Consider the following 26,169-nt stretch of genomic DNA (forward strand, 5'->3'; position numbering starts at 1 on the left):
GGGAGGGGCGGCCGGTGGCGTCGTGGGGAGTTCTCGCTCGCGGATCGCCGGCCGAACGCGCCTGGGCCGCCTCGTCCGCCCAGTCCCGGCCGCGCTTCATGTCCTGTTCCCGCCGTTCGCGCTCGGCGGCTTCCTGACGGTGCTCACGGTCGTGATGCGGCATGACGGTCCTCGCGATCTGGTCGCCGGCGCCGGTGACGCCGGTCCGTCTGCGGTCACCGGCTCGGCTACCCGACGCCCCCGCCGACAAACGCGCGGTGGGTGCGGGGCTGCGGCGTGGAGGCGGCCAGTCGGGGTACCCCGGCGGGTGAGGACGTACCCCGGGAGGGCGAGATGGACGTTCGCAGCAGTGCGGTGACGATCCCGGCGGGAAACGCCGACCTGCCGGCTGACCTGCTGGTGCCGGCCGAACCGGTCGGGGTGGTGCTGTTCGCGCACGGCAGCGGCAGTTCCCGGCACAGTCCCCGCAACGTGGCCGTCGCGCACGCGCTCAACGAGGGCGGTCTCGGCACCGTGCTGGTCGACCTGCTCACGCCCGACGAGGACGAGGTGGACTCGGTCACCGCGGAGCTGCGCTTCGACATCGGGCTGCTGGCCGGCCGGCTGGCCGGAATCGTGGACTGGCTGGCCGCCGAGCGGCCCGTCGGCGGGGCACCGATCGGTCTGTTCGGTGCCAGTACGGGTGCCGCCGCCGCCCTGGTCGCCGCGGCGCAACGACCGGACCTGGTGCACGCGGTGGTGTCCCGGGGTGGCCGCCCCGACCTCGCCGGTGCCGCCCTCGGGCAGGTACGCGCCCCCACCCTGCTGCTGGTCGGTGACCTCGACGAGGAGGTCATCGCCCTCAACCAGCAGGCGTTGGGTCAGCTGACCGCCCCGGCCGAGTTGCGGCTGATTCCCGGCGCGACCCATCTCTTCGAGGAGCCCGGCACCCTGGAGCAGGTCGCCGAGGCGGCGGCCGGCTGGTTCCACGACCACCTGCACCCCCAGCCCGCCCGGGCCTGAGTCGCCGACGGACCGGCCCGAGATGCCACAGGTCGTTATCAGAACGCGGCGACCGGCGCCCGGCCGACGACCGCGGTGGGAATCTCCCGGGTCTGCTCGGCGCCACCGAGCACGGTCAGCGGCAGCACCGAATCGGCCTCCTCGGCCGCCGGCAGGAGCGCGGAGACCGCCTCCTCCCGCAGGCTGCGCGCCGCCGCCGCGGCGAGTTCCGCGGTCCGCCAGGCCGCCTGCTCCCGCTCCCGTGCCGCCCGCTGAAGGTCGAAGAGGTGGTCGCGTACCGCCCGGCGCAGCATCAACTCCTGCTCGACCGGGTGCAGCCGGGGATCCCAGCCCCGGTGCGCGAAGACATCGCTGAGTTGCTCGACCGACAGATCCCGCCGCCAGTACGCGTCCAGCGCCGCCCGATGCAGCCAGCGCTCGCGGTCGGCGTACTCGGCCGGGGTGTGCGGGGTCTGCGGCAGCGGCATGCCGGTGGCGCCCGACAGCCGGCGGACATCCGCCTCCGCCGCCTCGTACGCCTGCCAGGACTGCTCGGCCTCGTCCTGTGTGGCGAGCCATTCGTCGCGTCGGCGGCGGGCCGTCGCCTCGGCCCGGCCGGCGGCCACCGTCACCTCCTCGGCCCAGCGGTCCTGGTCCCGCTGTTCCTCGGTGTGCTCCGACCGGCTGGGCAGCGCGGCCTCGCGGATCCGGGCGCCCGCGTCGAAGCGGAGGTGTCGGGGGCGTAGCAGCAGGCCGGTGACGGCGAGCGTGACCACGCCCAGCAGGCTCAGCCAGATCGCGGCGGCCCGGGGTACGTCGAGCAGGACGGGGGAGAGTGCGGTTCGCATCATCAACACCTCGCGGTCGGAAGAGGGTCGTCGACTGTGGTGGACGGGAATCGGCAGGGGCGGAAGGGCTCGCCAGGTAAACGCGCGGCCGGACGGCTGAGCGATGGGTCAACCGCGAACGCGGCGAGCGGCCGTTCCGGGCCGGGTGCGGTGACCCCGGTGGGCTCTCGGCCCGCCCTCGGTCAGGCGCTGGGCGGGCCGCGCCGGGTCGGTTCGCCGTGGCCGGCGGTGGGACGCGGGGCGGCGACGTGGTGCGCCAGGATGGCGGCGGACGGGCCGGGCCCGGCGTCAAGGTGCTGGGCCGGCGGCCCAGCCTGAGCGAGCGCCGGCACCGGCCAGGCCGGTAGCTCGTCGGCCGCTCGAACGGCCTCGGCGGCCGGGTGCGCCACGACCGTCGCGGCGACCGGTCGGGTAGCGGCGACCTGCCAGGCCGGAAGCTCGGCGGCGAGGGGCCGGGTGGCGAGGTTGTCGGCGATCGGCCGGGCCGGAAGCTCGGCGGCGAAGGGCCGGGCGGCGGGTTCGGCGGCGACCGGCCGGGTGCCGAGATCGGCGGCGGGTCGGTCCGGCGGACCGGAGGCGGCGGCACCGCCGAGGCCGACGGCGAGCACCAGTGTCGCCAGCGCCAGGCGGGTCAGCTCCCGCAGTGCGCGCAGCGTCGCCGGCCACATCGGACGGGCGAAGGCGACGGAGGGCACGGCTCCAACCTATCGCCGTCAGCGGATGATCGCACCGCGACGACGGTACGCGGATCGTGAAGCGCGCCACCCTGTCCGCTGTGGACCGACGTTCGCTAGGGCTTTGCGGGGCCGCCCACCGGCTCCTTGGTGAACAGGGCCAGCAGGTCACCGACCTGACGGTCGGCCTCTGCCGGATGGCGGAACCGGCCGGCCGGGTTGAGGGTGTACTCGTTGCGCCGGCCGACCCGGGTGCGGTGCAGATAGCCACCCGCCTCCAGGTCGGCGACGATGGCCTGGGCGGCCCGTTCGGTCACGCCCACCTCGCTGGCCACATCGCGCAGCCGGGCGGTGGGGTTGCGGGCGATGGCGAGCAGCACATGCGCGTGGTTGGTAAGGAACGTCCAGTTCCGGGTGCTTTCCCGCTCGCCTGTGGTCGCCATGCTCGCCATCGTATGACCTGCCCTTCGGGTTCTCCGGGCCGCGCGGTGGCATTTGCGCGCCCGCCCGCTCGTACGCAAGCGTCGAGGGATACATGAAATGCATATCACGTATAGCTTGACGTATCTTGCGCTGCGTGTGACGGTGATGGCAGCCCGCGACCGGTGCCGGCCGGGATGACCAGGCATTCCACCGACAAACGAGGGGCAGCCCGATGAGTCGACCCGGACCGCTCGGCGCGCAGCCAGGGCCGGAACGCGAGTACCTCACGGCGGATCTTCCCGGTGCCCCGCAGCGGGCGCTGGCCGAGTTGATCGCCGGTAACCGGAGGTTCGTCACCGGGGCGCTCCGGCACCCGCACCAGGACGCCGGCCGCCGGGCCGCCGTCGCGGCGGAACAGCACCCGTTCGCGGTGATCGTGGGCTGCTCCGACTCCCGACTGGCCGCCGAGATCATCTTCGATCGTGGGCTGGGTGACCTCTTCGTGGTCCGCACCGCCGGGCACACCGTCGGGCCCGAGGTGCTGGGCAGCGTGGAGTACGCGGTGGCGGTGCTGCGTACGCCGCTGGTGGTGGTGCTCGGGCACGACTCGTGCGGCGCCGTGCAGGCGGCCCGCGACGCGGTGGCCACCGGCACCGTCCCGCCGGGTCACCTGAGTGCCGTGGTGGACGCCGTGGTGCCCAGCCTCCGTCGAGCGCAGGACGCGGGGGTCGACGAACTGGACCGGATCGTGGACATCCACATCGCGCAGACCGTCGAGGCGATGCTGGCCTCCTCCGAGGCGCTCGCCGCCGAGGTGGCGGCCGGGCGGTGCGCGGTGGTGGGCATGTCGTACCGGCTGGCCGCCGGTGAGGTGCGGGCGGTGGCCGCGGAACCGGCCGAGCTGGCCGGCGCGGTGGCACCCGCCGCCTGACGAACACCACCGCTGCGGTCACCGCGCCGGCCGCACCGCCGGCGCACCTCGATGACGGCGAGGGCCGTCCCGCCGGGTGGCGGAACGGCCCTCGGTGCGTCGCGCGGTGGCGCTCAGAGCATCGACACGTGTACGTGGTCCGTGTGGTTCGACGGGCCGCTGTAGGAACTCCAGCCCGTTGCCGGGAACCAGATCTGCCGGTTCCAGATCACGTAGTAGACGCCCAGCCGGTCGGCGTTGCGGACCAGGAACGCGGCCAGGTTGTTGCCGTAGATCCGCATGTCGTTGTTGTACCAGGGGCGGAACCCGCTGTTCTGCAACGACCAGTCACAGGCCCGGCCCTTGGGGTGCTCCCACTTGTCGCCCGGTCGGTAACAGCCGACGAACCGGTTGAAGCCGGCCCGCTTGACCTCCTTGTACATGTGCAAGGTGCGCGCCGTGATGCAGCCTGACGTGGTCGGGTCGTTCTGGTTGCACGACTCGGACTTCCAGCCGCCGTCCGCCGCCCGGTTCGGCCCGACCCGGGCGACCGGGGAGGTGGCCGACACCAGGCCGCCGGTGAGGCCGGTGCCGCCGACCAGCCGGAGCGACTTCTCCGCGTCGCTCTTCTTGCGGGCCATGTCGTTGGTCAGCTTCTGCTGCTCGCGTACCTCGGCGTCGAGCGCCAGCTTTGCCTGCTGGGCGCGGTGCTTGATCGCGTTGACCTCGCCGAGCTTCTTGTCGTTGAACAGGTTCAGCTCGTCCAGCGCGGAGGCGCGGTCGATGAACGAGTCGGGGGCGTTGCTCTGTAGCAGCAGGGCGATCGCGCCGACCCGGCCGCTCCGGTACGACTGCGTCGCGATCTCGGCGACCTGGGGGGAGAGCGCGTCCAGGTCGGCCTGGGCGCGGCCGACCTCGACGGCGAGTTCGAGTTGCCGCTTCTTGGACTTCTCCAGCTTGTTCTTGGCCTTGGAGTAGTCCCGGTTGGTCGCCTCGATCAACTCGTTGAGCATCGGCGGGTCGTCGTCGTGCCCCGCGGGCTTGGGGGGCGTCGGCGCGGCCGTCGCCGGCAGGGGGCCGGCGAACACGGCGAACGCGGCGAACACGGCCACCACGGGTGTCAGCCAGCGGCGTAGGGGTGCCGTCACTGTCTTCCCTTCCATCGACCGCCGACCGGGTTAGCTGACGGGTTCGGGACGGAAGTGGCCCCTACCGCTGTCGCGGATTCACCCCACGTACCTGGGTCCCCGGCTCGCCTGACGGCGATTGGGCGGTGGCACCGCAGGCGCCGCTGCGCGCCTTCGGCGGTGACCGGCAGTGAGGTTACCCGACAGCCGATGTGGCCCTCTACGCCTCGAACCCGTCTAGATACGTCATTTCGTAATCGCGGTGGGTGACCAGCGACACGCATGCCGGCCGCGTCGGCCGCATCGGCCGCGCCGGTCACGCTGAGGAGTGTCACCATGTCGTGTCCGTGCTCCTGTCCGGTTCGGGCCACCCCGACGGGGCGGCGGGGGACGTGTTACGGGTGCGCGGTGTGCTCAGTGCGCGAAGCGCCTCGGCCCGGTCCGTCGCCGGCCGGGAAACCGTGGCGGCGGTCTGCCCGTCGCCGTCGGGCGTGCGGCGCTCGTCACCGTCGGGCGACGGGCGTCGACCGGCGGTGGTCACCACCACGGCCAGGGCGGTGGTCAGCGGTACGGCGGCGATCAGCCCGAGCGTGGCCACCACGCTCCGGACGATCTCCTGGGCGAGGAACTCGCTGGTCACGATCTGCCCCAGCGCCCGAGAGTCGGCGGTGAGCAGGAGCAGCAATGGCAGCGACGCACCGGCGTACGCCAGGACGATGGTGTTGACCACCGAGGCGATGTGCGCCCGGCCGACCCGGGTCGCCGAGCGGTACAGCTCCCGGCGGGAGAAGTTCGGGTTGGCATGGCCCAGTTCGGTGACGGCGGCGGCCTGGGTGACCGTGACGTCGTCGAGCACCCCCAGCGAGCCGATGATGATGCCGGCCAGCAGCAGGCCGTGCAGGTCGACGTCGGCCCGGAACATGGACAGCGTGGTGGCGTCCTCGCTGCCGAAGCCGGTCAGATGGGTGGCCGACGTCGCGGCCAGGCCGAGCAGCCCGGTGAGCACCAGGGCGCCGAGCGTGCCGAGCACCGCCACCGACGTCTGCGCGGAAACGCCGTGCGTCAGATACAGCACCACGAACATGATCAACGCCGAGCCGACGATAGCCACCACCAGTGGCGGCTGGCCCGCGCTGATGCCGGGCAGCACGAAGGTGAGCAGGATGGCGAAGCTGGCCGCCAGGCCGGCCAGGGCGGCCAGTCCGCGCAGCCGCCCGAAGGCGACGATGGCGGCGGCGAACAGCACCGCGAGCCACACCAGCGACATGCCGCGCTGGTGCTCGGCGATGTTGTAGCTGCTGATCGACGGATCCTCGGGGTCGATCAGCGAGACCAGGATGATGTCGTCACCGGTGCTGACCCGGGGTGCTCCGGGCCCGGCCGGTATCGGCGTCTGCACCTCCTGGCCCGCGTCCGGGCCGTCCTGCACCCGTACGGTGACCGTGCCGCACGGCCCCTGTGCCGTCGTCGGGGTGCCCTCGGGCACCACCGGGTTGGGCGGGCAGGCTTCGGTCACCACCCGGGTGACCGTGCCGTGGTAGCGGGGCGTGTCGTCGGCGGCCTCGGGGCGCGGCGCGTCCCGGGGCCAGAGCACGATGGCGGCGACCAGGGTGACGAGGATGAGGGGGACCACCGTCACGATGAGGATCCGCCGCACCCCGGGCGGGGTGGGCGGAGCGGAACGGGTGTGGTCGGCGCCCATTCAATGTCTCCCAACGATTCCAGGGCGAAGTACGTGCCAGCGCGCGAGTCGGTTCAGCGCCGCCGTACGACGGTCGCGATCGACAGCGCGGTTCGACTGAACGTGGCGGGGTGGCTGCGTACCGTGAGCCCTGGGTTGACTCTCGACGGCCGCCGGAGAGCGGCGGGGTCATACGCCCGACGGCGGGTGCGGGCCGGGAGGCACGGATTTCGGCTGGCCATCGTTTGCGAATCGTAGCCAGCCCGACATCAAAACGCAGTTCGCGAGCGCGTGTCGGCGGTTCGCGTCAGCCGCGCTTCATCAGGCGGCCGACGGCGGCCATCATCTCGCTGGCCATCTCGTCGGCGCGGCCCTCTGCGGCACCTTCGTGCATGCAGTGCCGGGCGTGCCCGTCGAGCAGCCCGAGGGCGACCTTGTCCAGCGCGGCCTGGATGGCGGAGATCTGGGTGAGCACGTCGATGCAGTAGCGATCGTCGTCGACCATCTTCTCGATGCCGCGCACCTGACCCTCGACGCGGCGCAGCCGGGCGAGCAGCTGGTCCTTGCTGGCGGTGTAGCCGCGGATCGGCGCAGGTGTGGTCATGCCACGAGAATAACCTACCCCTGGGGGGTATGGTACGGTCGCCAGAGGGATACCCCCGGTGGGTATTCCGGAGCGTGCTCGGCCCCCCGGGGCGGGCGTGGAGAGGAGAGTTCCATGGTCACCACGACCTACCAGGTGCAGGGCATGACCTGCGGGCACTGCGTCAGTGCGGTCAGCGCCGAGGTCGGTGCGATCCCGGGCGTCAACGAGGTCCAGGTCGACCTGGCCGCCGGCCGGGTCACCGTCAACAGCGACCAGCCGCTGGACGACGCCGCGGTGCGCGCGGCCGTCGACGAAGCCGGATACGAGCTGGCCGGCGCCTGACGGCGACGGGCGGGGAAGCCGAGGTGCCACGATGAACACAGTGACGAAGCTGAGCGGCTTCGCGCTCGGTCTCGCGGTGGTGTTCGGGACGGCGTACGGGGTCGGTCAGGTGACCGGTCCCGTCGCCCCGGTCGTCGCCACCGGCCACGACGGCGACAGCCACGGCGACAACGGCTCCGCCGCGCCCGAGCACGACGACGCGTCAGGACACGACGACGGGGCGGCCGGGCACGGCAACGCCTCAGGGCCGGACGCCGGGGCGGCCGGGCACCTGCCCGGTGGGCTGCTCGTCGCCGACCGCGGCTACACCCTGCTGCCGGTCCGGGCGCCGGAGGGCGAGTTCGCCTTCCGGATCATCGGACCCGACGGCGATCCGGTGACCCGGTACGACGTGGCCCACGACAAGAAGATGCACCTGATCGTGGCTCGGCGCGACCTTTCCGGGTTCCGGCACGTGCACCCGGAGTTGGCCGCCGACGGCACCTGGCGGGTCGCCTCGCCGCTGGGCGGTCCCGGCGTGTGGCGGGCGTTCGCCGACTTCACCCCGACCGGCGCCGAGCCACTGACGCTCGGCGTCGACGTGACCGTCCCCGGCGAGCTGACCGAGCGGCCGCTGCCCGCCCCGGCGAGCAGCACCACGGTCGACGGCTACACGGTCACCCTCGACGGCACGCCGCAGCCCGGTGGTACCGCGACGCTGGCGCTGACCGTCAGCCGCGACGGGGTACCGGTCACCGACCTGGAGCCGTACCTGGGTGCGTACGGACACCTGGTCGCGCTGCGGCAGGGCGACCTCGCGTACCTGCACGTGCACCCGGAGGGCGTACCGGGCGACGGGCGGACCGCGCCCGGCCCCCAGGTGACCTTCGCGGCCGAGTTCCCCTCGGCTGGCGCGTACCGGCTCTACCTCGACTTCCAACACGGCGGGGTGGTGCGCACCGCCGAGTTCACGGTGCACGTCGGCGACCCGGGGAGCGTGCCGGTGCCACCTGGGACCGCACCCGACGACGGGCACGGCGTACCCGGACACGAGCACAACTGACGGGATCAGCAATGACCACGAGCAGACCCCTGCCGACGGCAGCCAATGTGATCGAGCTGGCCATCGGTGGCATGACCTGCGCCTCCTGCGCCGCCCGGATCGAGAAGAAGCTGAACCGGATGGACGGGGTGCAGGCCACCGTCAACTACGCCACCGAGAAGGCGACCGTCTCGTACGGCGACCCGGTCACTCCGGACGACCTGATCGCCACGGTGGAGAAGACCGGCTACCACGCCACCCTGCCACCGCCGCCCACCATGGCGGCACCGGCAGCCGCCGAGCCGGTGGACGAGCTGCGCGCCCTGCGTACCCGGTTGTGGGTCTCGGTGGTGCTGAGCGTGCCGGTGATCGCGCTGGCCATGGTGCCGGCGTGGCAGTTCACCTACTGGCAGTGGCTGTCGCTGGCCCTGGCCGCCCCGGTCGTGGTCTACGGCGGGCTGCCGTTCCACCGGGCCGCGCTGGTCAACCTGCGGCACGGCGCCGCGACCATGGACACCCTGGTCTCGGTGGGCACGCTGGCCGCCTTCGGCTGGTCGCTGTGGGCCCTGTTCCTCGGCAGCGCCGGTACGCCGGGAATGACCCACCCGTTCAGCTTCGACATCGGTCGTAGCGACGGCGCGGGCAACATCTACCTGGAGGCGGCGGCCGGGGTGACCACGTTCATCCTCGCCGGCCGGTACTTCGAGGCGCGATCGAAGCGGACCGCCGGAGCGGCGCTGCGGGCCCTGCTGGAGCTGGGCGCCAAGGACGTCTCGGTGCTGCGCGGCGGGGTGGAGACCCGGATCCCGGTCGACCAGCTCGCCGTGGGGGACCGGTTCGTGGTGCGGCCCGGCGAGAAGATCGCCACCGACGGGACGGTGCACGAGGGCTCCTCGGCGGTCGACGCCAGCATGGTGACCGGCGAGTCGGTGCCGGTCGAGGTCGGCGTGGGCGACAGCGTGGTCGGCGGCTGCGTCAACGCCGGCGGCCGGCTGGTGGTCACCGCCACCCGGGTCGGTGCCGACACCCAGCTGGCCCAGATGGCCCGGCTGGTCGAGCAGGCGCAGACCGGCAAGGCTGCCGCGCAGCGGCTCGCCGACCGCATCTCGGGGGTCTTCGTACCGATCGTGATCGCACTGGCCGCCGGCACGCTGGGCTGGTGGCTGGGCAGCGGGGCCGGACCGGCCGCCGCGTTCACCGCGGCGGTGGCGGTCCTGATCATCGCCTGCCCGTGCGCGCTCGGCCTGGCCACGCCGACCGCGCTGCTGGTCGGCACCGGGCGGGGTGCCCAGCTCGGCGTACTGATCAAGGGGCCGGAGGCGCTGGAGTCCACCCGGCGGGTGGACACCGTCGTGCTGGACAAGACCGGCACGGTGACCACCGGCCGGATGACCCTGCTCGACGTGACACCCGCTGCCGGCGAGCAACGCGCCGAGGTGCTCCGGCTGGCCGCCGCCCTGGAGTCCGGCTCCGAGCACCCGGTGGCCCGGGCGGTGGTGACCGGTGCCGCCGAGGTGGGCGACCTGCCGCCGGTCACCGGCTTCGCCAACGTCGAGGGGCTGGGCGTGACCGGCACGGTGGACGGTCGTCAGGTGCTGTTGGGCCGGCCCCGGCTGCTGCGCGAGCGGGATCTGGTCGTACCGGACGACCTCGCGCGGGCGGCGACCGACGCGGAGGCCGCCGGACGGACGGCCGTGCTGGTCGGTTGGGACGGTCGGGCCCGGGGGATGCTCGCCGTGGCCGACCAGGTCAAGCCGACCAGCCGCGAGGCGGTACGGCGGCTGCGGGCGCTCGGCCTGACCCCGGTGCTGCTCACCGGCGACAACACCACCGTCGCCCGGTCGGTGGCCGCCGAGGTCGGCATCGACGAGGTGATCGCGGAGGTGCTGCCCGCGGAGAAGGTCGACGTGGTCGCCCGGTTGCAGGCCGAGGGCCGAGCGGTGGCGATGGTCGGCGACGGGGTCAACGACGCCGCCGCGCTCGCCCAGGCCGACCTCGGCCTGGCCATGGGCACCGGCACGGACGTGGCGATCGAGGCGTCCGACCTGACCCTGGTGCGGGACGACCTGCTGGCCGCGGTGGACGCCATCCGGCTCGCCCGCAGCACGCTGGGCACCATCAAGGGCAACCTGTTCTGGGCCTTCGCCTACAACGTGGCGGCCCTGCCGCTGGCCGCCGCCGGACTGCTCAACCCGATGATCGCCGGTGCGGCGATGGCCTTCTCCTCGGTCTTCGTGGTGGCCAACAGCCTCCGGTTGCGCAGCTTCCGCCCGCTTGCCTGAGCTGGGATGGTTCGCCGCCGGCCAGTTGGGTACTGATCGACGTACGAAGCTGAGCCGAAACCCCGGGAGGCTGACATGGGCGTCGAGGACAAGCTCAACAACACCGCCGAGAACACCAGCGGAAAGGTGAAGGAGGGCGTCGGCCGGGCCACCGACAACGAACGGTTGGAGGCCGAGGGACGCGCCGACCAGACGCGTGCCAACGTCAAGCAGGCCGGCGAGAAGATCAAGGACGCGTTCCGGAGCTGATCAGAGTACGCGCGGATCGCCGGGCCGGCCGACGTCGACCCGGCGATCGCTTCGTGTGGTGCCGGCCGGCGGTTCCCGGCATCCGGGAACCAATCCGTGGGCCCGTCCGACCAACAGCTGTGACCGACGACATAACCGGGTACGCGTTCGCCGCGGGCCGGGGCGACCACGCCGCCGCCGCGGCGTTCGTCCGGGCGACACAGCACGACGTACGGCGGTTCCTGGCGCACCTGCCCGGGGTGCGGGAGGTCGACGACCTGGTCCAGGAGACGTATCTGCGGGCCTGGCGTGCCCTGCCGTCGTTCGCCGGCCGGTCCACGGCGCGGACCTGGCTGCTTGCCATCGCCCGCCGGGTCGCGGTCGACCAGGTGCGGGCCGCCACGTCCCGCCCCCGCACGGCGAACCTCGCCGACTGGCAGGCGGCTGCGGAGGCGACGCCGGCCGGGGTGCGTGCCGGGGTGGACGAGCAGGTGGTGCTCCACGGGCTGCTCGACGGCCTCGCCCCCGACCGTCGGGAGGCGTTCGTGTCCACCCAACTGCTCGGCCTGTCGTACGCCGAGGCCGCACAGGTCTGCGACGTCCCGGTCGGCACCATCCGGTCCCGGGTGGCCCGGGCCCGCGAGGACCTGGTCGCGGCGATGCAGTCCGTGACGTCCAACCGCCGTCGCGGCGGCACCGCCTGACGCCCAGCCGCACCGTCAGCCCGCGCCCGTCAGGCGGCGTCCGTCAGGCGGCGTCCGTCAGGCGGCGTCCGTCAGGCGGTGCCCGTCAGCCTGCGCCCGTCAGGCGGCGCGGCGGTGGTCCCGGCCGTGTCGGGCCTGAGCGGAGTGGGGCGGCAGCAGGCGCAGCGGGGCCGGCTTGTCGACCTCGTCTAGGCGCAGCCGCCAACGGGACCGCTCCGGCCGCTGCCGGTCGCTCGGGTCACCGGGTTGCCGCATGCTCCGGGCCAGCAGCACGGTGATCAGATAACCGACCACCAGGAACCCGTGGCTGACCAGGCGTTCCACGGCGACCTGGGAGGCGACGAGGTCGTTGACCGAGAGCAGCACGAGGGTCACCACGAAGGCGCTGAGCATCGGCAGCAGCCCTGAGGGCGCGGTCCGGCGCAGCGCGACGAAGAGGAACCCGGCGCCGACCGCGACGTTCCAGGCGGCCGACTCGTGCCACAGGTGCTGGCCGGAGGCGTGCAGGTGCTGGGCCACCTCGGCGCGCCCGATCTGCGCCAGCCCGAGCACCAGCTGCACCGCGCCGAGCAGGCCCAGCGCGGCGCGCAGCCCGGTGACCGCGGCGGCACGTCCGGTGAACAGCGTGCGCCAGCGCCGGGGGCGCGGTGGCGGTGCGGCGGCGAGGATCGCATCGGTCAGATCCGGCAGCGCGGTCACCACCTGGGTACGCGCACGCCGGGTCACCATCGCCGCCGTGTCCAGCCAGCTACGACAGCCGGCGCAGGTTTCCAGGTGCACCGCGACCGTGCCCTGCTCCTCCGGGGTCGCCTCACCGTCCAACTGCGCCGACAGAATCTCCCGCCACTGCTCGCACCCCATGTACAGATAGTCGCTCCGTGGTCCGGCGTGGTTCCCGCGAGGTAGCTGCCGGCGGGTACCCAGGTCAGCAGCCGCCCCGGGCTGCCCAGGCGTGCAGGCCCGGAGTACGTGGTTGCCGTTTACGACTACCCCGCTCGGCCTGGGGTAAGCGCCCGGTTCGTCATGGGAAGGGAGGCTGCGGGTGACCCGTCCGTTCGTGAACTGGTCCGGCAGCGTCTCCTTCACGCCCGGCGACTACGCCGAGCCCGCCGGCGAGGACGAGGTGCGCGACCTGGTGCTGCGGGCCCGCGAGTCGGGCAGCACCCTGCGGCCGGTGGGCTCGGGCCACTCGTCGAGCCCACTGGTACGTACCGACGGGACCCTGGTCAGCCTGGACCGGATGGCCGGGGTGATCGGCCAGGACGGGGAGCGGGCCACCGCCTGGGGCGGCAGCCGGCTGAAGGCGCTCGGCGAGGGCCTCTACGACGCCGGGCTGGCGATGGAGAATCTCGGCGACGTGGACTACCAGTCGATCGCGGGTGCCACCGCCACCGGCACGCACGGCACCGGCATCGGCTTCGGCAACCTGTCCACCCAGGTGACCGGGGTGCGGCTGGTCGCCGGCACCGGCGAGGTGCTGGACATCTCGGCGACCGACAACGCCGAGCTGCTGCCCGCCGCTCGGCTCTCCCTCGGCGCGCTGGGCGTGGTCACCCAGCTCACCCTCGACGTGCAGCCCCGCTTCGAGCTGCGCCGCCGCGCCTGGTGCGCACCGGTCGAGTGGACCCTGGATCATCTGGCCGAGTTGCAGCACACCAACCGCAACATGGACTTCTACTGGTACCCGCGCAGCGACCTGACCCAGGTCCGCACCATGAACAGGGTGGACGACCGGCCGGAGGACCGGATGTGGGCGGCCCGCCGGGTGCTGGCGGCCGGCCCGTGGCGTGAGCCCAAAGAAGTCGAGGTCGGGCCGACCCACCGGACCATCCCGCAGCACCGGGAGCTGCGCTTCGAGGAGATCGAGTACATGCTCCCGTCGGAGGCGTTTCCGGCCTGCTTCGCCGAGGTCCGGCGGCGAATCCTGAGCCGGCACCGCCGCGTAGTGGGTTGGCGGGTGCTGGTGCGGACCATCGCCGCGGACGACATCTGGCTCAGCAACGCGTACGGCCGGCCCACCGCCACCATTGCCTGCCTGCAGAACACCTCGCTGCCGTACGAGGACTACTTCCGCGACATGGAAGCCGTCTTCCGGCAGTACGGCGGCCGGCCGCACTGGGGCAAGAAGCACTGGCTGACCGCCCGCGAGCTACGCCCCCTCTACCCCCGGTGGGACGACTTCCAGACGGCCCGTCGCCGCCTCGATCCGGGCGGGGTGTTCCTCACTCCCGACCTGGCCCGGCTGTTGGAGGAGGCGTGATGGCGCAGCTCGGGGCGCGGGTGTGGGTGGTGCCCGGTGGGCACATCCCGTTCGGCGGCAGCGGGCCGGAACCGGAGTTCACCGGCTTCGAGCAGCTGTGCGTGCTCAACACCGGCGATTCCGAGGCGGAGCTGGCACTGTTCTTCTACTACGCGGACACCGAACCGGTCGGGCCGTACCCCCTTGTCGTCGGTGCCCGCCGGATCCGGCACGTACGGGTCAACGACCTGATCGACCCGGAGGCGGTACGCCTCGACCGCCCGTACGGTTGCGTGCTGCGCTCCCCGGTCCCGGTGGTGGTGCAGTTCCTGCGGCAGGACACCCGCATCCCGGGCACGGTGGCACTGACCGGCACGATGGCCCACCCCGCCGACTAGGTTGCCCGCCCGGCACGTCGGGTACCCCCGGCCATGCGGATCTCGCGAATCCCTGGCGATGGCCGGCGGTCAGCGGGTGGTGCCGATCAGGACGGAGGCCGCTCGTCCGTCCGCCGCCGGTGAGGTGGGCGCCGCAGGCACGGTCACGGTGGCGGGCAAGAGCTTGACCTCGGCCGCGCCGTCCGGGTCCCCGGTCTCGCCGTGCCAGTGGGCGAGCCGGCCTGCCCGGGCGACGGCACGCAGGCGGCGTTCCGTCCGGTCCCGGACGTGTGAGGTGGTGACCACCAGCAGTTGGTCGCCCTGCCGCAGCCGGGTGTCCGGATCCGGCACGAAGGCGGTGCCGTTGCGTACCACCAGAGTGATCGCGGCCGGTGGTGGCAGTCGCAGCTCGCGGAGGTACACGCCGTGCATCCGCGAGCCGGGTTCGACGCTCAGGTGCAGCAGGTCCGCGTCGATGGCGTCCAGCGGCGCGGCCTCGACCTGGAGGTCCGGGCCGAGCCCGGCCGTGCTGAGCCGGAGCCGCTGCGCCAGCCACGGCAGCACCGGAGCCTGGAGCAGGGTGAACACGACGACCAGCACGAAGACGATGTTGAACAGCTGCTCGCTGCCACCGACCCCGGCGACCACCGGAATGGTCGCCAGCACGATCGGTACCGCACCGCGCAGCCCGGCCCAGGACAGCAGCACCTGCTCCCGCACCGGGATGTTGAACGGCAGCAGGGTGAGCAGCACCGACAGCGGCCGGGCGAGCAGCAGCAGCACCGAGCCGACGGCCAGGGCGGGCAGGATCGCGCTGGGCAGCTCGCCGGGTTCGGCCAGCAGGCCGAGCATGACGAACAGGCCGATCTGGGCGATCCAGCCGAACCCTTCGGCCACCGACACGGTGGCCCGCCGGTGGGCCAGCCGGCCGTTGCCCAGGATCAGCGCGGCGAGATAGGCGGCGAGGAAGCCACTGGCGTGGGCGAGCCCGGCGACGGCGAAGGCGAGGATGCCACAGGCGAAGGTGGCGATCGGGTACAGGCCGGAGGCGGGCAGGGTGAGCCGACGCAGGAACCACACCCCGGCGGTGCCGACCGCGAGGCCGACCGCGCCACCGACGCCGAGCTCGTAGATCAGCTGCGCGAGCAGCTCCAGCGGGCTGGTCGCGGTCAGGCCGGCGGCGCTGAACGCGAGCACCAGGATGACCGTGGGTGCGTCGTTGAGCCCCGACTCGGCCTCCACCAACCCGGCCAGCCGCCTGGGCAGCGGCAGCGTCCGCAGCACCGAGAAGACCGCCGCCGCGTCGGTGGACGACACCACGGCACCCAGCAGCAGTGCCAGCTGCCAGGAGACGTCGAGCAGCAGCCGCGCACCGAGGGCGGTGACCCCGACGCTGATCAGCACCCCGACGGTGGCGAGCGCCGTCGCCGGGGCCAGCACCGGCCGGATGTCGGCGAACCGGGTGGTCAGGCCGCCCTCGACCAGGATCACCGCGAGCGCCGCCGTACCGAGCGTCTGGGCCAGCGCGGCATCGTCGAAGCGCAGCCCGAGCCCGCTCTCGCCGAGCAGCAGCCCGACCCCGAGGTACGCCAGCAGCATCGGCACCCCGGCCCGGGAGGCGACTCGTGCCGCGGTGACGCTGACCAGCACCGTCGCGGCCACGGCGAGCATCAGCAGGTCGACCTGCTCCAGGGTCACCGTGGTACCCGTTCCGCGCAACGTCGGGCCATGCTTCCCGCCCCCTCCCGCGAGCTGCGGCTACTCCCCGGCTTCGGGGTGACTGCCCTCTGTGAACGGTAGGCCCAGACCGACGGTGACGGTGGTGCCGGCCGCCAGCTCGACCGGTCGGTCCCGGATCAGCACCGTGACAGGTGGATCCGCTCCCGGCGGCGTGGCGAGCCGGACGTGGTGGTGGTCGATCCGCAGCTCGATCAGCCGGTTGCGGTACCGGATCACGCAGTCCAGGTGGTCGAGGCTGTCGGGCAGCAACGGGTTGAGCCGCAGCACGTCGCCGCGTACCTCCAGCCCGGTGTAGCAGCGCTGGAGAATGTCCAGTGTGCCCGCGGTGGCGCCGAGGTGGATGCCCTCCCGGGTGCTGCTGTGTGCCGGATCGGCCAGGTCGGTGCCGAGCGCGGCGAGCAGCATCTCCCAGGACCGGCGGCGGTCCGTGCGGGCCAGCACCCAGGCGTGAGCGATCCGGCTGAGCGTCGAACCGTGGGTGGTACGGCACAGGTAGTAGTCGACGATGTCGGGGATCCGGGCCGGGTCGAAGGGGTAGCCGAGCTGGCGCACCAGCGCGGTCAGCTCCTCCGCGCTGAACAGGTACAGCAGCATCAGCACGTCGGCCTGCTTGGAGATCCGGTACCGGTTCGGGTCGTCGCCCTCGGCCTGTAGCAGCGAGCCCAGCAGGCGCAGGTCGCCGTACCGCCGTCGGTACCGGTCCCAGTCCAGCTCCGCGAGTTCCCCGTACCCCTCGAACTGGGCGGGGATGCCGTCCGCGACGAACGCCAGCCGCAGCCGCCGGGCGATGTGCGCCCACCGGCGGCGTTCCTCGTCATCGACGATGATCGTCCGCCACCCCACCGCCCCGGGGTGCCGGCTGACGATCGCGTACGCCTCGGCCGCCCGGCCGAGCGCCCAGGCGACCATGAGGTTGACGTACGCGCAGTTGTCCAGCCCCTGGCCCGGCCGCCCCGGATAGCCGTCGTGGTACTCGTCGGGCCCGGTCACCCCACGGATGTCGTACCGGTCGTCGGCCGGGTCGTAGGTGGCCGCCGCCGCCCAGAACCGGGCCGTCCCGACCAGCAGCTCAAGGCCGGACGCGGCCAGGAACGACAGGTCACCGGTGGTCTCCCAGTACCGCCAGGCGGAGTAGGCGATGGCGAGGTTGGCGTGCGGCTGCCGGCCCGTGTAGTCCACCACCCACTCGCCGTTGACCGGGTTGATGGAACGCGACGGGCTCTCGTCCCGCCCGCTGGTGCCGCTCTGCCAGGGGAACAGCGCACCGGAACCGCCCTCGCTGGCCGCCTGTCGTCGCGCGGCGGTCAGCCGGCGGTGCCGGTACTCCAGCAGGGCCCGGGTCAGCTCGGGAAACCGCAGGTTGAGGTACGGGTAGACGAACAACTCGTCCCAGAAGATGTGCCCGTGGTAGCCCTCCCCGTGCAGCCCGCGCGCCGGCACCCCCGCGTCGAGGTCGCCCGCGTACGGCGAGAGGGTCTGCAACAGGTGGAAGGTGTGCACACGTACGGGCAACTGCCAGGCGTGCCGCTCACCCACGTCCAACCGGAACCGGTTCCAGAGGTCCCGCCACGCGGCGGTGTGCTCGGCGAGCAGTTGCGTGAACGATCCGGCCCGGTGCACCTCCTCCACGGCCGCGACGAGTGGCTCGTCCACGGCGCGGTCCCGGGACGAGAACACCGCGGCCGTCTTCGCCACCACCACCGGTTCCCCGGCGTGCAGGTCGAGCGCCAGCACCTGGCCGATGTCCTCGGCCTCGCCCACCTGCCGGCGGCTGGCCGGGCCGCCGCCGGTGACGGTCGTCCGGGCGGTCACCGCCACCAGCTGGTGTGCACCGGTCGTCGCCGCCGTCAACCAGACGACGTCGGTACCGTCCATACCGCAGGTGACCCCGGTCAGGTGCCGGCCGCAGGTGCCCGGCTCGGTGACCGTGTTCGCGTTCCGTACGCTGCCGTCGACACCGGAGCGGATCTCGACGCGGCCGGACCAGTTCTCCGCGATGAGGGTGGTCTCCAGCGCGGCGACGTGGGGTGCCGCCATGGACACCAGACGTCGTTGCCGGATCCGGGTGCGCCGCTGGTCCGGGTCGAGCACCAGCAGCTCGCGCAGGTACAGTCCGCGCCGCAGGTCCAGCGCCCGGTGTTCGTGCAGGCGTCGGCAGCGCCCGGGGGCGTACCACTCACCGGCGGCGGGGCGGAAGGTCAGCGGCAGCCAGTTCGGCAGGTTGACGATGCTCTCCTCGCCGCCGTCCGGGCCGGGCCGCCGGTTGTGGAACCCGGCCAGGTAGGTGCCGGGGTAGTGGACGCCGTCGGCGGACGCCTCGGGGGCGGCGCCCCGGGCCGCGAGGTACCCGTTGCCCAGGGTCAGCATGGTCTCCCGGGTGCCTTCGCCCGCCGGGTCGTCATCGGTGTACGACAGCACCCACGACGCCGGCAGCCCGCCGGTGCACAATTCGCAGCCGGGGTCCGGCTCACCCCGCACCGGGCCTCCTCACCGGGCTCAGCGCAGTTTCAGCGGCCGAGGCCCGGTCGGCGGCGGCTGCGGCGTGGCCAGGGTCATCGCGGGTCTCCTCGGCTGGCGCGGCGTAGGCACGAGTGCGGGCCGCGGTCTACCCACCAGAACGAGCGGCAAACCCGGAGGATCGGATCACAGCGACAGGACGGCGTGCGCGACGGCGAAATAGATCATCAGCCCGGTGGCGTCGACCAGGGTGGTCACCATCGGCGCCGAGACCACGGCGGGGTCGATGCGCAGCCGCTTTGCCAGCAACGGCATGGTGGCGCCGACGGTGGCGGCCCAGGCGCAGATCATCACCAGGGACAGCCCGACGACGAGGGCGATCTCACCGCCGACCACGACCGCGCCGACGACCAGACCGACCACCGCCAGCAGCGTCCCGAGCAGCAGGCCGACCCGGGACTCCCGCCAGATGACCGCCGGCAGGTCCGAGCCGCGCAGCTCGCCCAGCGCGATGGCGCGTACGGCGGAGGTGGTGGCCTGCGCCCCGGCGTTGCCGCCGGTGCCCACGAGCAGGGGGATGAACAGGGCCAGCGCGGTCACCTGCGACAGGGTGGCCTCGAAGACCTGGAGGACGTTCACGGTGAGCACCGAGGCGACGATGAGCAGCAGCAGCCAGGGAGCGCGGGAACGGGCCAGCCGCCACACGCTTACCGCCATGTAGTGACCCGGCCACGGCGCCGTGCCCGCCTGGCGGGCCACGTCCTCGGTGTCCGCGGCCTCGATGATCTCCACGGCGTCGTCGATGGTGAGCAGGCCGACGAGGCGGTCCTCGCTGTCGACCACGGGCAGCGCGAGGGTGTTGGTCTCCCGCATCAGGCGGGCGGCGTCCTCGGCCGGGTCGGTGGCCCGCACCCGGGGCACGCCGGCGTCGACCAGTTCGGCCACCGGCGCGTCGGCGGGACTCAGCACCAGCTCCCGCAGCTCCACCACACCGACCAGGCAGCGGCCCGGGTCGACCACCGGCAGCACGTACACCGTCTCGGCGTCGGCGCCCTTGCGGCGTACCACGTCGAGGGCCTCGGCGGCGGTGACCTGCCGGGGCAACGCGACCGTCTCCGGGGTCATGATCTGGCCGACCGATCCCGGCGGGTAACCCAGCAGCTCGGCGGTCATCTGCCGTTCGTGCGGCGACAGCCCGGCCAGGACGCGCTTGGCGACCTTGGCCGGGGTCTCGGTCAACATCCGCGCCCGGTCGTCCGGGTCCATCCCCTCGACCAGGTCGTGGAATGCCTGGTCGCGCAGCCCCAGCAGGATGCGCTGCTGGTCGACCGGCGCCAGTTCCTCGAACACGGTGAGCGCGCGGTCCTTGTCGAGCAGCCGGAACGGCACTCCGGCGGCCACCCGGTCGAGCCGGGCGAGCGCGTCGGCGATCTCGTGGGGCGGACGGGTGTCCAGCCACCGGCGGATCAGGTCGAGGTCGTTGCGGTCGACGAGCTGCTGCAACGTCGCGGTCATCCGATCACCTCCGGGGCGGCGCCGTCCTGACGGGGACCCCGGTCCGGGTGGTCGGCAGCGCCGGGCAGCGGGTACGGACACCCACTGGCCTGCGGGATGATCCGCAATCTACCCGGGCGGGCGCGCCGGACTCCGCCCGCGTCAGTTCCAGATGGCTTGCGCCACCATGACGCCGGCGAACGCGGCACCCAGCCCGGCGGCGACGCTGGCCGCCACGTTGAGCAGGGCGCCGAGCCGGAAACCCTGCTCGAACAGCCGGACCGTCTCGTAGCCGAAGGTCGAGTAGGTGGTCAACGCCCCGCACAGGCCGGTGCCGAGCAGCGTGACCAGCGAACCCGGCACCGCACCGGCGGTGGCACCGCCGACCAGGACGCCGAGCAGGAGACAGCCAGCGACGTTGACCACGAAGGTGCCCCACGGGAAGGCGGAGTCGTGGCGGGCCTGCACCGCCCGGTCCACCAGATAGCGCAACGGCGCGCCGACCGCAGCGCCGAGCGCGACGAGGAGGACGCTCATGTCAGCTCGCTCCCGCGCCGGCCCGGGTGCGGCTCGCGCCCGGTGGCCAGGCGGGTCAGGGCCATCCCGACCCAGACTGCGGCCAGGGCGGTGAGCAGGGTGCCGGCGAGGTAGAGCAACCCGGTCCGGACGGCACCGACGGCGACCGCCTGCTGCACCTGCACGGCGTACGTGGAGAAGGTGGTGTAGCCGCCGAGCAGGCCGGTGCCGAGGAACGGTCGGACCAGCCGGTGTGCCCGCCACACCTCGGTGACCAGCACCATCAGCACGCCGATCAGCAGGCAACCGGAGACGTTGACGGTGAAGATGGCCCACGGGAACCCCCGGGGCGGGTACGGCCAGGCCACGGTCAGCCCGTGCCGGGCCAGCCCGCCGACGACCCCACCGGCGGCCACCGCGGCGAGCAGGCTGGCGGTGCCCTGCCGCAGTTCGGTGCGCTGACCCGGAACTTGGAGATCGACATCCGGGTCGATGGGCGGTCGGTCAGGCTGCACGGGTCACCTCCTACCGGTGGTCGAGGATAGCGCCGCCGCCTGGCCGATCCTCGGTAACCGGCAGTAGGGTGCGGCGGGTGACCGTGCTGCGTTCCGTGCTGCTGTTCGTCCTGGCCGCGATAGCCGAGATCGGCGGGGCCTGGCTGGTGTGGCAGGGCTGGCGCGAGCATCGGGGGCTGTGGTTCATCGCCGCGGGGGTGCTCGCCCTGGGCGCGTACGGCTTCGTCGCCACCTTCCAGCCCGACCCGAACTTCGGCCGCGTCCTGGCCGCGTACGGCGGGGTGTTCGTCGCCGGTTCGTTGGCCTGGGGCATGGTGGTCGACGGCTTCCGCCCGGACCGGTGGGACCTCACCGGCGCGGCGCTCTGTCTGCTCGGCGTGGCCGTCATCATGTATGCCCCGCGCGGCGCCTGACCGACGCACCACCTGAGCCGGGCGTACGGTGGCGGCCATGCGCGTGCTCTTCGCCAGCCTGGCGTCGGTCGGTCACACCTACCCGATGATCCCGCTGGCGGTCGCCGTCCGCGAGGCCGGGCACGAGGTGCACTTCGCCGCCGGGGAGGCGGTGCACGCCCCGCTGGCCGCGAACGGGCTGCGTCCGTTCCGTCCCGCCGACGCGTTCTACGAGATGTACGCCGAGGATCTGGCACCGGAGCTGGCCCGGTTGGCACCCGACCTGGTGGTGTCGGGCTGGGGGGTGCCGGGAGCCGCGATCGCCGCCGCCCGGGCCGGCATCCCCGGCATCTGGCACGGCTTCGGCCGGATGATCCCGGACGGCATCGGCCTGGAGCTGCCGACCACGGTCGCCGAGGCGGCCGGGCGGCCACACCTCGACATCTGCCCGCCCTCCCTGCAGGACAAGGGCTTCGTCGCCGCCGCGGAGCGGATCGAGTTGCGTCCCGTCCCCTACTCCGAGTCGGCGCCGCTGCCCGGCTGGGACAGCCACCGCCGGCCGCTGCCGCTTATCTACCTGACGCTCGGCACCGCGTTCGGCACCCGGGAGCTGCTTGCCACCGTCATCGACGGACTGGCCAGGCTGGCCGCCCGCGTCGTGGTCGCCGCCGGTCGGGTGCCGGTGGAGCAGTTCGGCGAGCTGCCGGGCACCGTCACCGTGCGGCGCTGGGTCGCGCAGGCGGAGTTGCTGCCGCAGGTCGACGTGGTGGTGCACCACGGGGGCAGCGGCACCACGCTCGGTGCGCTCGCCGCCGGCGTACCGCAGCTGATCCTGCCGCAGGGGGCCGACCAGTTCGCCAACGCCGAGGCGGTCAGTGCCGTGGGCGCGGGGTTGCGCCTAACGCCCGGCGAGGTGAGCGCCGAGGCCGTCGCGGCGTACGTCGGGCGGCTGCTGCCGCACCGGTCCGGCTACCGTGACGCCGCGCGTGCGCTCGCCGTAGAGATCGCCCGGATGCCGTCGCCGGAGCAGGTCGCCCGCCGGCTGCCGGAGTACGCCCGCGGGCACTGACGCCCCTCGGTGCCGGCTGGGCGGTTCGGCGCGCCGAAAGGGCTGGACCACCGTTGCGTCGACAGTGACCATAAGTAGCTGTCCGGCTGCGAGGAGGTACTTCCATGGCCGCTGTTCCGACCCGACGCCGTACCGGACCGCAGCGCACCGGGCCGGCGACGCCCGCCGAGTCGGTGCTGCCGGAACTGCGGGCGATGTGGTGGGAGACGGGGGTACGGGCGCGGGCGGAAGCGGGACTGTTCGCCGTCTTCGCCGAGCTGCCCCGGTTGGTCTGGGCGGCCCTGCGGATCAGTTGGGGAGCCGACCGGCTGCGTACCTCGGTGGTGGCGGTGGCGACGGTCGGTGCCGGGGTGATGGCCGCGTTCGGGCTGCTCGCCACGCAGCGGGTGCTGGTGGAGTTGTTCGCCGGTGGGCCGACCGGGGACAAGGTGGCCGCCGCGTTGCCGGCGCTCGCGGTGCTGGCCGGCGCGACCGCGGTGCGGGCCGGGATGGGCATCGCCACCGGGTACGCGCTGAACGGGCTGACGCCGAGGGTGAGCCGGGAGGTCGAGCGGGGCCTGTTCGAGGTGACCACGGCGGTGCGGTTGGAGGCGTTCGACGCGGACGCGTTCGCCGACGACATGGAACGCGCCTCCCGGGGCACGGACTCGGCCATCGACCTGGTGCAGGCGTCGATGAACCTGCTCGCCGGGCTGGTGGGGGTGATCGCGGTGGCGGTCGCCGTGGTGGTGATCCACCCGTTGTTGCTGCTGGCGTTGCTGTTCGCGACGGTGCCGAACGCGTGGGCGTCGCTGCGGGCGGGGCATCTGCGCTACCAGACCTACATCGCCGGCTCGGTACGGCGGCGCCGGATGTGGCTGCTGCACCGGCTGATGGCCGAGCGGGACTCGGCACCGGAGCTGCGCTCGTACGGGCTGCGCCGCTTCCTGCTCGACCAGTACGACCGCGTGATGGGGGTGGAGACCGACATCCAGCTCGCCCTGGCCCGCCGGGTCACCACGACCACCACGGTCGGGTCGGTGATCGGGGGCGTCGCCACCGCCGTGGTCTACGTCCTGCTCGGCCTGCTGCTGATCGAGGGACACATCCCGCTCGCCGCCGCGGCGACCTGCGTGATCGCGGTGCAGGCGGCGCAGCGCTCGCTGTCCGTCGTCACCTTCCAGGTCGACCGCGTCTACACCGAGGGTCAGCACTTCCGCGACTACACCGGGTTCATGACCCGTGCCGCCGCCTACCTGCCCGGGCCGGCCAATCCCGCGACCCCCGACCGGCTGCGGGTACTGACGGTCGACGACGTGAGCCTGCGCTATCCCGAACGGGACGACCCGGCGGTGGACCGCGTCACGCTGACCATCGAGGCGGGACAGACGGTCGCCTTCGTCGGCGAGAACGGCTCGGGCAAGACCAGCCTCGCCGCGATGATCGCCACCCTGCGTACGCCCACCGAGGGTGCCATCCGCTGGAACGGCCGGCCGCTGCCCGACTGGGACCGCGACGGGCTGCGGAACCGCATCGCCGTGGTAACCCAGGAGTACCACAAGTGGCCGTTCACCGCGGCCACGAACATCGCCATCGGCGACATCGACACCGAGGCCCGGCAGGACCGGATCGAGGCCGCCGCTGCCCGCGCCGTCGCCGATGACATGATCCGCGAGCTGCCCCACGGGTACGAGACGCTGCTCGACCGCACGTTCGCCAACGGGCAGGACCTCTCCGGCGGGCAGTGGCAGCGCATCACCGCCGCCCGTGGGTTCCTCCGCGACGCGGAACTGCTGGTCATGGACGAGCCGTCCTCCGCGCTCGACCCGCGCGCCGAGGACGCGCTGTTCCAAGCCATCCGCGACCGGCAGGGCCGCCGCACCACGATCCTGATCACCCACCGGCTGGCCAACGTCCGGCACGCCGACCGGATCGTCGTGCTGGACGGCGGCGAGGTGGTCGAGGTCGGGCGGCACGACGAGCTGCTGGCCCGGCAGGGCCGGTACGCGCGGATGTGGGCCGAGCAGGAGGCGGCCCGGTCCTGGCGGCTCTGATCAGGTGGCGATCCAGACGTTCTTCGGTCGCAGGAACTCCCGTACGCCGGCCTCGCCGCCGATCCGTCCCCAGCCGCTCTGCCGTACCCCGCCGAAGGGGGCCGACGGCAGGACGCCGGGCACCCCGTTGACCCAGACGCTGCCGGCGGCGACCGCCCGGCTCACCCGGTGCGCGGTGCGCAGGTCGGTGGTGTGCAGGTACGCCCCGAGGCCGTAGCGGGTGCCGTTGGCCAGCCGGACGGCCTCCTCCTCGGTGTCGAAGGAGGTGAAGGCCAGCACCGGCCCGAAGATCTCCTCCTGGGCGAGTTCGCTGGCCGGGTCGACCTCGGCGAAGACCGTCGGGGCGACGAAGTAGCCGTCGCCGAGGTCGCCGTCGAGCCGCTCGCCGCCGGTCACCAGCCGGCCGTGGCCCTGCTCGCGGGCCCGTTCGACCACGCCCAGGATCCGCTGGCAGGCGTTCTCGCTGACCACCGGGCCCATCATCGTGCGCTCGTCGGCGGGGTCACCGAGCCGCACCCGGGCCAGCCGTGCGGCCACGGTACGCAGCACCTCGTCGTAGACCGACGAGTGCGCCAGCACCCGGGTGCCGTTGGCGCAACCCTGCCCGCTCAACGCGATCACGCCGCTCATCGCCAGTCGCGCCGCCATCCGGACGTCGGCGTCGCCGAAGATGATGTGGGCGGACTTGCCGCCCAGTTCGAGGCCGACCGGGACGAGCCGGTCCGCGGCGGCGGCGAGGATCTTCCGGGCGGTCGCCCCGCCGCCGGTGAGGTGCACCTTGTCCACGCCCGGGTGCCGCACGAGCGCCTCGCCGCCGGCCGCCGCCCCCGGCACCACGTTGACCACGCCGGGCGGGAAACCCGCCTCCAGGGCCAGCTCGCCGAGGCGCAACGCGGTGAACGGCGCCAGCTCCGACGGCTTGAGCACGACCGTGTTGCCGGCCGCGAGCGCCGGGGCGAGCATCTGCGCGACGGAGACCAGTGGGCCGTTCCAGGGGATGATCAGGGCGACCACGCCGTACGGTTCGTCGAGGGTGTAGTCGAGGGCCCGTATCGGCCACGTCGGGACGACCTCACCGCCGATCTTGTCCGCCCAGCCGGCGTTGTAGCGCAGGTGGTCGACCGCGACGCTCGGCATCACCGAGGCGAACTGCCGTGGGCAGCCGTTCTCCAGCGTCTGTAGCCCGGCCAGGTCGGTGGCGTGCCGCTCGACCAGCTCGGCCAGGCGCAGCAGCAGGTCACGCCGTACGTTGCCGGCGGTGGCCCGCCAGCCGTCGAGGGCCGCGCCGGCGGCGCGGACCGCCGCGTCCATCTCGGCGGCGCCGGCGAGCGGCACGGCCGCGGTGGCTCGTCCGTCGGCGGCGTAGACGTGCTGGTGCACGCCGCCGGTGGTGGTGGCTGTGCGGGTGGCCCCGATGAGGGCGCCGGTGTCCGGGATCAGCTCTGTCGGGGCGGCGGTGACGGGCACGTTGGGACACCTCTTCCGGCTCGGCACGCCAGCTCCCGGCGGGCGGTCAGCGGAGTATGTTGG

At 73.2% G+C, this 26,169-nt stretch carries 25 protein-coding genes and 1 riboswitch; of the genes, 12 read left to right on the forward strand and 13 right to left on the reverse strand.

Annotation, left to right across the window (positions count from 1 at the left end; all coding sequences use genetic code 11):
- The first annotated feature begins 333 nt into the window (after window positions 1-333).
- Entirely contained in the window at window positions 334-1,002 is a 669-nt protein-coding gene (locus tag C1I95_RS06115; RefSeq protein WP_111212818.1) for a dienelactone hydrolase family protein, read from the forward strand.
- Window positions 1,003-1,040: 38 nt separating this feature from the next.
- Here the strand turns inward: C1I95_RS06115 and C1I95_RS06120 are convergent, their stop codons facing one another.
- From C1I95_RS06120 to C1I95_RS06130, 3 genes are all read right to left on the reverse strand, one after another.
- Complete coding sequence (locus C1I95_RS06120; protein WP_111212819.1) at window positions 1,041-1,829, reverse strand: hypothetical protein; 789 nt, start codon at window positions 1,827-1,829, stop codon at window positions 1,041-1,043.
- Window positions 1,830-2,011: 182 nt separating this feature from the next.
- Window positions 2,012-2,524: a hypothetical protein gene (locus C1I95_RS06125; protein ID WP_111212781.1), complete on the reverse strand. Its 513-nt coding sequence runs from the start codon at window positions 2,522-2,524 to the stop codon at window positions 2,012-2,014.
- Window positions 2,525-2,619: 95 nt separating this feature from the next.
- Window positions 2,620-2,955: a helix-turn-helix transcriptional regulator gene (locus C1I95_RS06130; protein WP_111212782.1), complete on the reverse strand. Its 336-nt coding sequence runs from the start codon at window positions 2,953-2,955 to the stop codon at window positions 2,620-2,622.
- Window positions 2,956-3,158: 203 nt separating this feature from the next.
- Here C1I95_RS06130 and C1I95_RS06135 point away from each other — a divergent pair, with 203 nt between their 5' ends.
- Window positions 3,159-3,857, forward strand: a complete 699-nt coding sequence (locus C1I95_RS06135; RefSeq protein WP_111212783.1) for a carbonic anhydrase — start codon at window positions 3,159-3,161, stop codon at window positions 3,855-3,857.
- Between the two features lie 113 nt (window positions 3,858-3,970).
- Here C1I95_RS06135 and C1I95_RS06140 read toward each other — a convergent pair whose 3' ends face one another.
- The 3 genes from C1I95_RS06140 to C1I95_RS06150 form a co-directional block, all read right to left on the reverse strand.
- Window positions 3,971-4,984, reverse strand: coding sequence for a coiled-coil domain-containing protein (locus tag C1I95_RS06140; protein WP_111212784.1), 1,014 nt, complete (start codon window positions 4,982-4,984; stop codon window positions 3,971-3,973).
- A 4-nt stretch (window positions 4,985-4,988) separates the two neighbouring features.
- Window positions 4,989-5,119, reverse strand: a riboswitch (cyclic di-AMP (ydaO/yuaA leader).
- 175 nt (window positions 5,120-5,294) lie between these two features.
- A complete protein-coding gene (locus C1I95_RS06145; RefSeq protein WP_111212785.1) occupies window positions 5,295-6,665 on the reverse strand; it encodes a YibE/F family protein in 1,371 nt (456 codons plus the stop codon).
- A 286-nt stretch (window positions 6,666-6,951) separates the two neighbouring features.
- Window positions 6,952-7,248, reverse strand: coding sequence for a metal-sensitive transcriptional regulator (locus C1I95_RS06150; protein ID WP_111212786.1), 297 nt, complete (start codon window positions 7,246-7,248; stop codon window positions 6,952-6,954).
- Between the two features lie 114 nt (window positions 7,249-7,362).
- On the opposite strand from C1I95_RS06150, the gene C1I95_RS06155 reads away from it, so the two are divergent.
- The 5 genes from C1I95_RS06155 to C1I95_RS06175 all read left to right on the forward strand — a co-directional run bounded on the left by C1I95_RS06155 (window position 7,363) and on the right by C1I95_RS06175 (window position 11,807).
- A complete protein-coding gene (locus C1I95_RS06155) occupies window positions 7,363-7,572 on the forward strand; it encodes a heavy-metal-associated domain-containing protein (protein WP_111212787.1) in 210 nt (69 codons plus the stop codon).
- Between the two features lie 31 nt (window positions 7,573-7,603).
- A complete protein-coding gene (locus C1I95_RS06160; RefSeq protein WP_111212788.1) occupies window positions 7,604-8,614 on the forward strand; it encodes a DUF8832 domain-containing protein in 1,011 nt (336 codons plus the stop codon).
- Between the two features lie 11 nt (window positions 8,615-8,625).
- Window positions 8,626-10,875: a heavy metal translocating P-type ATPase gene (locus tag C1I95_RS06165; protein ID WP_111212789.1), complete on the forward strand. Its 2,250-nt coding sequence runs from the start codon at window positions 8,626-8,628 to the stop codon at window positions 10,873-10,875.
- A gap of 75 nt (window positions 10,876-10,950) precedes the next feature.
- Window positions 10,951-11,124, forward strand: coding sequence for a CsbD family protein (locus C1I95_RS06170; RefSeq protein ID WP_111212790.1), 174 nt, complete (start codon window positions 10,951-10,953; stop codon window positions 11,122-11,124).
- Between the two features lie 119 nt (window positions 11,125-11,243).
- Window positions 11,244-11,807 (forward strand): sigma-70 family RNA polymerase sigma factor, encoded by a 564-nt coding sequence (locus C1I95_RS06175; RefSeq protein ID WP_111212791.1) that lies wholly within the window; start codon window positions 11,244-11,246, stop codon window positions 11,805-11,807.
- 99 nt (window positions 11,808-11,906) lie between these two features.
- Here C1I95_RS06175 and C1I95_RS06180 read toward each other — a convergent pair whose 3' ends face one another.
- On the reverse strand, window positions 11,907-12,668 hold the full coding sequence (locus C1I95_RS06180; protein WP_111212792.1) for a zf-HC2 domain-containing protein: 762 nt from the start codon (window positions 12,666-12,668) through the stop codon (window positions 11,907-11,909).
- Window positions 12,669-12,849: 181 nt separating this feature from the next.
- Between C1I95_RS06180 and C1I95_RS06185 the strand changes: the two genes are divergently transcribed.
- Window positions 12,850-14,067 (forward strand): D-arabinono-1,4-lactone oxidase, encoded by a 1,218-nt coding sequence (locus C1I95_RS06185; protein ID WP_111212793.1) that lies wholly within the window; start codon window positions 12,850-12,852, stop codon window positions 14,065-14,067.
- A complete protein-coding gene (locus tag C1I95_RS06190; protein ID WP_199523623.1) occupies window positions 14,067-14,444 on the forward strand; it encodes a sensory rhodopsin transducer in 378 nt (125 codons plus the stop codon). Before C1I95_RS06185 ends, C1I95_RS06190 begins: the two co-directional genes overlap by 1 nt.
- 69 nt (window positions 14,445-14,513) lie before the next feature.
- Here the strand turns inward: C1I95_RS06190 and C1I95_RS06195 are convergent, their stop codons facing one another.
- The 5 genes from C1I95_RS06195 to C1I95_RS06215 form a co-directional block, all read right to left on the reverse strand.
- A complete protein-coding gene (locus C1I95_RS06195) occupies window positions 14,514-16,121 on the reverse strand; it encodes a potassium/proton antiporter (RefSeq protein ID WP_111212795.1) in 1,608 nt (535 codons plus the stop codon).
- 60 nt (window positions 16,122-16,181) lie between these two features.
- On the reverse strand, window positions 16,182-18,641 hold the full coding sequence (locus tag C1I95_RS06200; protein ID WP_199523624.1) for a glycoside hydrolase family 65 protein: 2,460 nt from the start codon (window positions 18,639-18,641) through the stop codon (window positions 16,182-16,184).
- A 165-nt stretch (window positions 18,642-18,806) separates the two neighbouring features.
- Window positions 18,807-20,135 (reverse strand): magnesium transporter, encoded by a 1,329-nt coding sequence (mgtE, locus tag C1I95_RS06205; protein WP_111212796.1) that lies wholly within the window; start codon window positions 20,133-20,135, stop codon window positions 18,807-18,809.
- Window positions 20,136-20,276: 141 nt separating this feature from the next.
- Complete coding sequence (crcB, locus tag C1I95_RS06210; protein WP_111212797.1) at window positions 20,277-20,651, reverse strand: fluoride efflux transporter CrcB; 375 nt, start codon at window positions 20,649-20,651, stop codon at window positions 20,277-20,279.
- Entirely contained in the window at window positions 20,648-21,145 is a 498-nt protein-coding gene (locus C1I95_RS06215; RefSeq protein WP_111212798.1) for a fluoride efflux transporter FluC, read from the reverse strand. Before C1I95_RS06215 ends, crcB begins: the two co-directional genes overlap by 4 nt.
- Before the next feature lie 77 nt (window positions 21,146-21,222).
- On the opposite strand from C1I95_RS06215, the gene C1I95_RS06220 reads away from it, so the two are divergent.
- The 3 genes from C1I95_RS06220 (at window position 21,223) to C1I95_RS06230 (ending at window position 24,639) form a co-directional block, all read left to right on the forward strand.
- Complete coding sequence (locus C1I95_RS06220) at window positions 21,223-21,558, forward strand: YnfA family protein (protein ID WP_111212821.1); 336 nt, start codon at window positions 21,223-21,225, stop codon at window positions 21,556-21,558.
- Between the two features lie 37 nt (window positions 21,559-21,595).
- Complete coding sequence (locus tag C1I95_RS06225) at window positions 21,596-22,606, forward strand: glycosyltransferase (protein WP_111212799.1); 1,011 nt, start codon at window positions 21,596-21,598, stop codon at window positions 22,604-22,606.
- A gap of 104 nt (window positions 22,607-22,710) precedes the next feature.
- Window positions 22,711-24,639 carry an ABC transporter ATP-binding protein gene (locus C1I95_RS06230; protein WP_111212800.1) on the forward strand — a complete coding sequence of 643 codons (1,929 nt, stop codon included), beginning with the start codon at window positions 22,711-22,713 and terminating at the stop codon, window positions 24,637-24,639.
- Here the strand turns inward: C1I95_RS06230 and C1I95_RS06235 are convergent, their stop codons facing one another.
- Window positions 24,640-26,106 (reverse strand): aldehyde dehydrogenase family protein, encoded by a 1,467-nt coding sequence (locus C1I95_RS06235; protein ID WP_111212801.1) that lies wholly within the window; start codon window positions 26,104-26,106, stop codon window positions 24,640-24,642.
- Between the last annotated feature and the right edge of the window lie 63 nt (window positions 26,107-26,169).

Source organism: Micromonospora craterilacus, from assembly GCF_003236315.1.
Lineage (GTDB): Bacteria > Actinomycetota > Actinomycetes > Mycobacteriales > Micromonosporaceae > Micromonospora > Micromonospora craterilacus.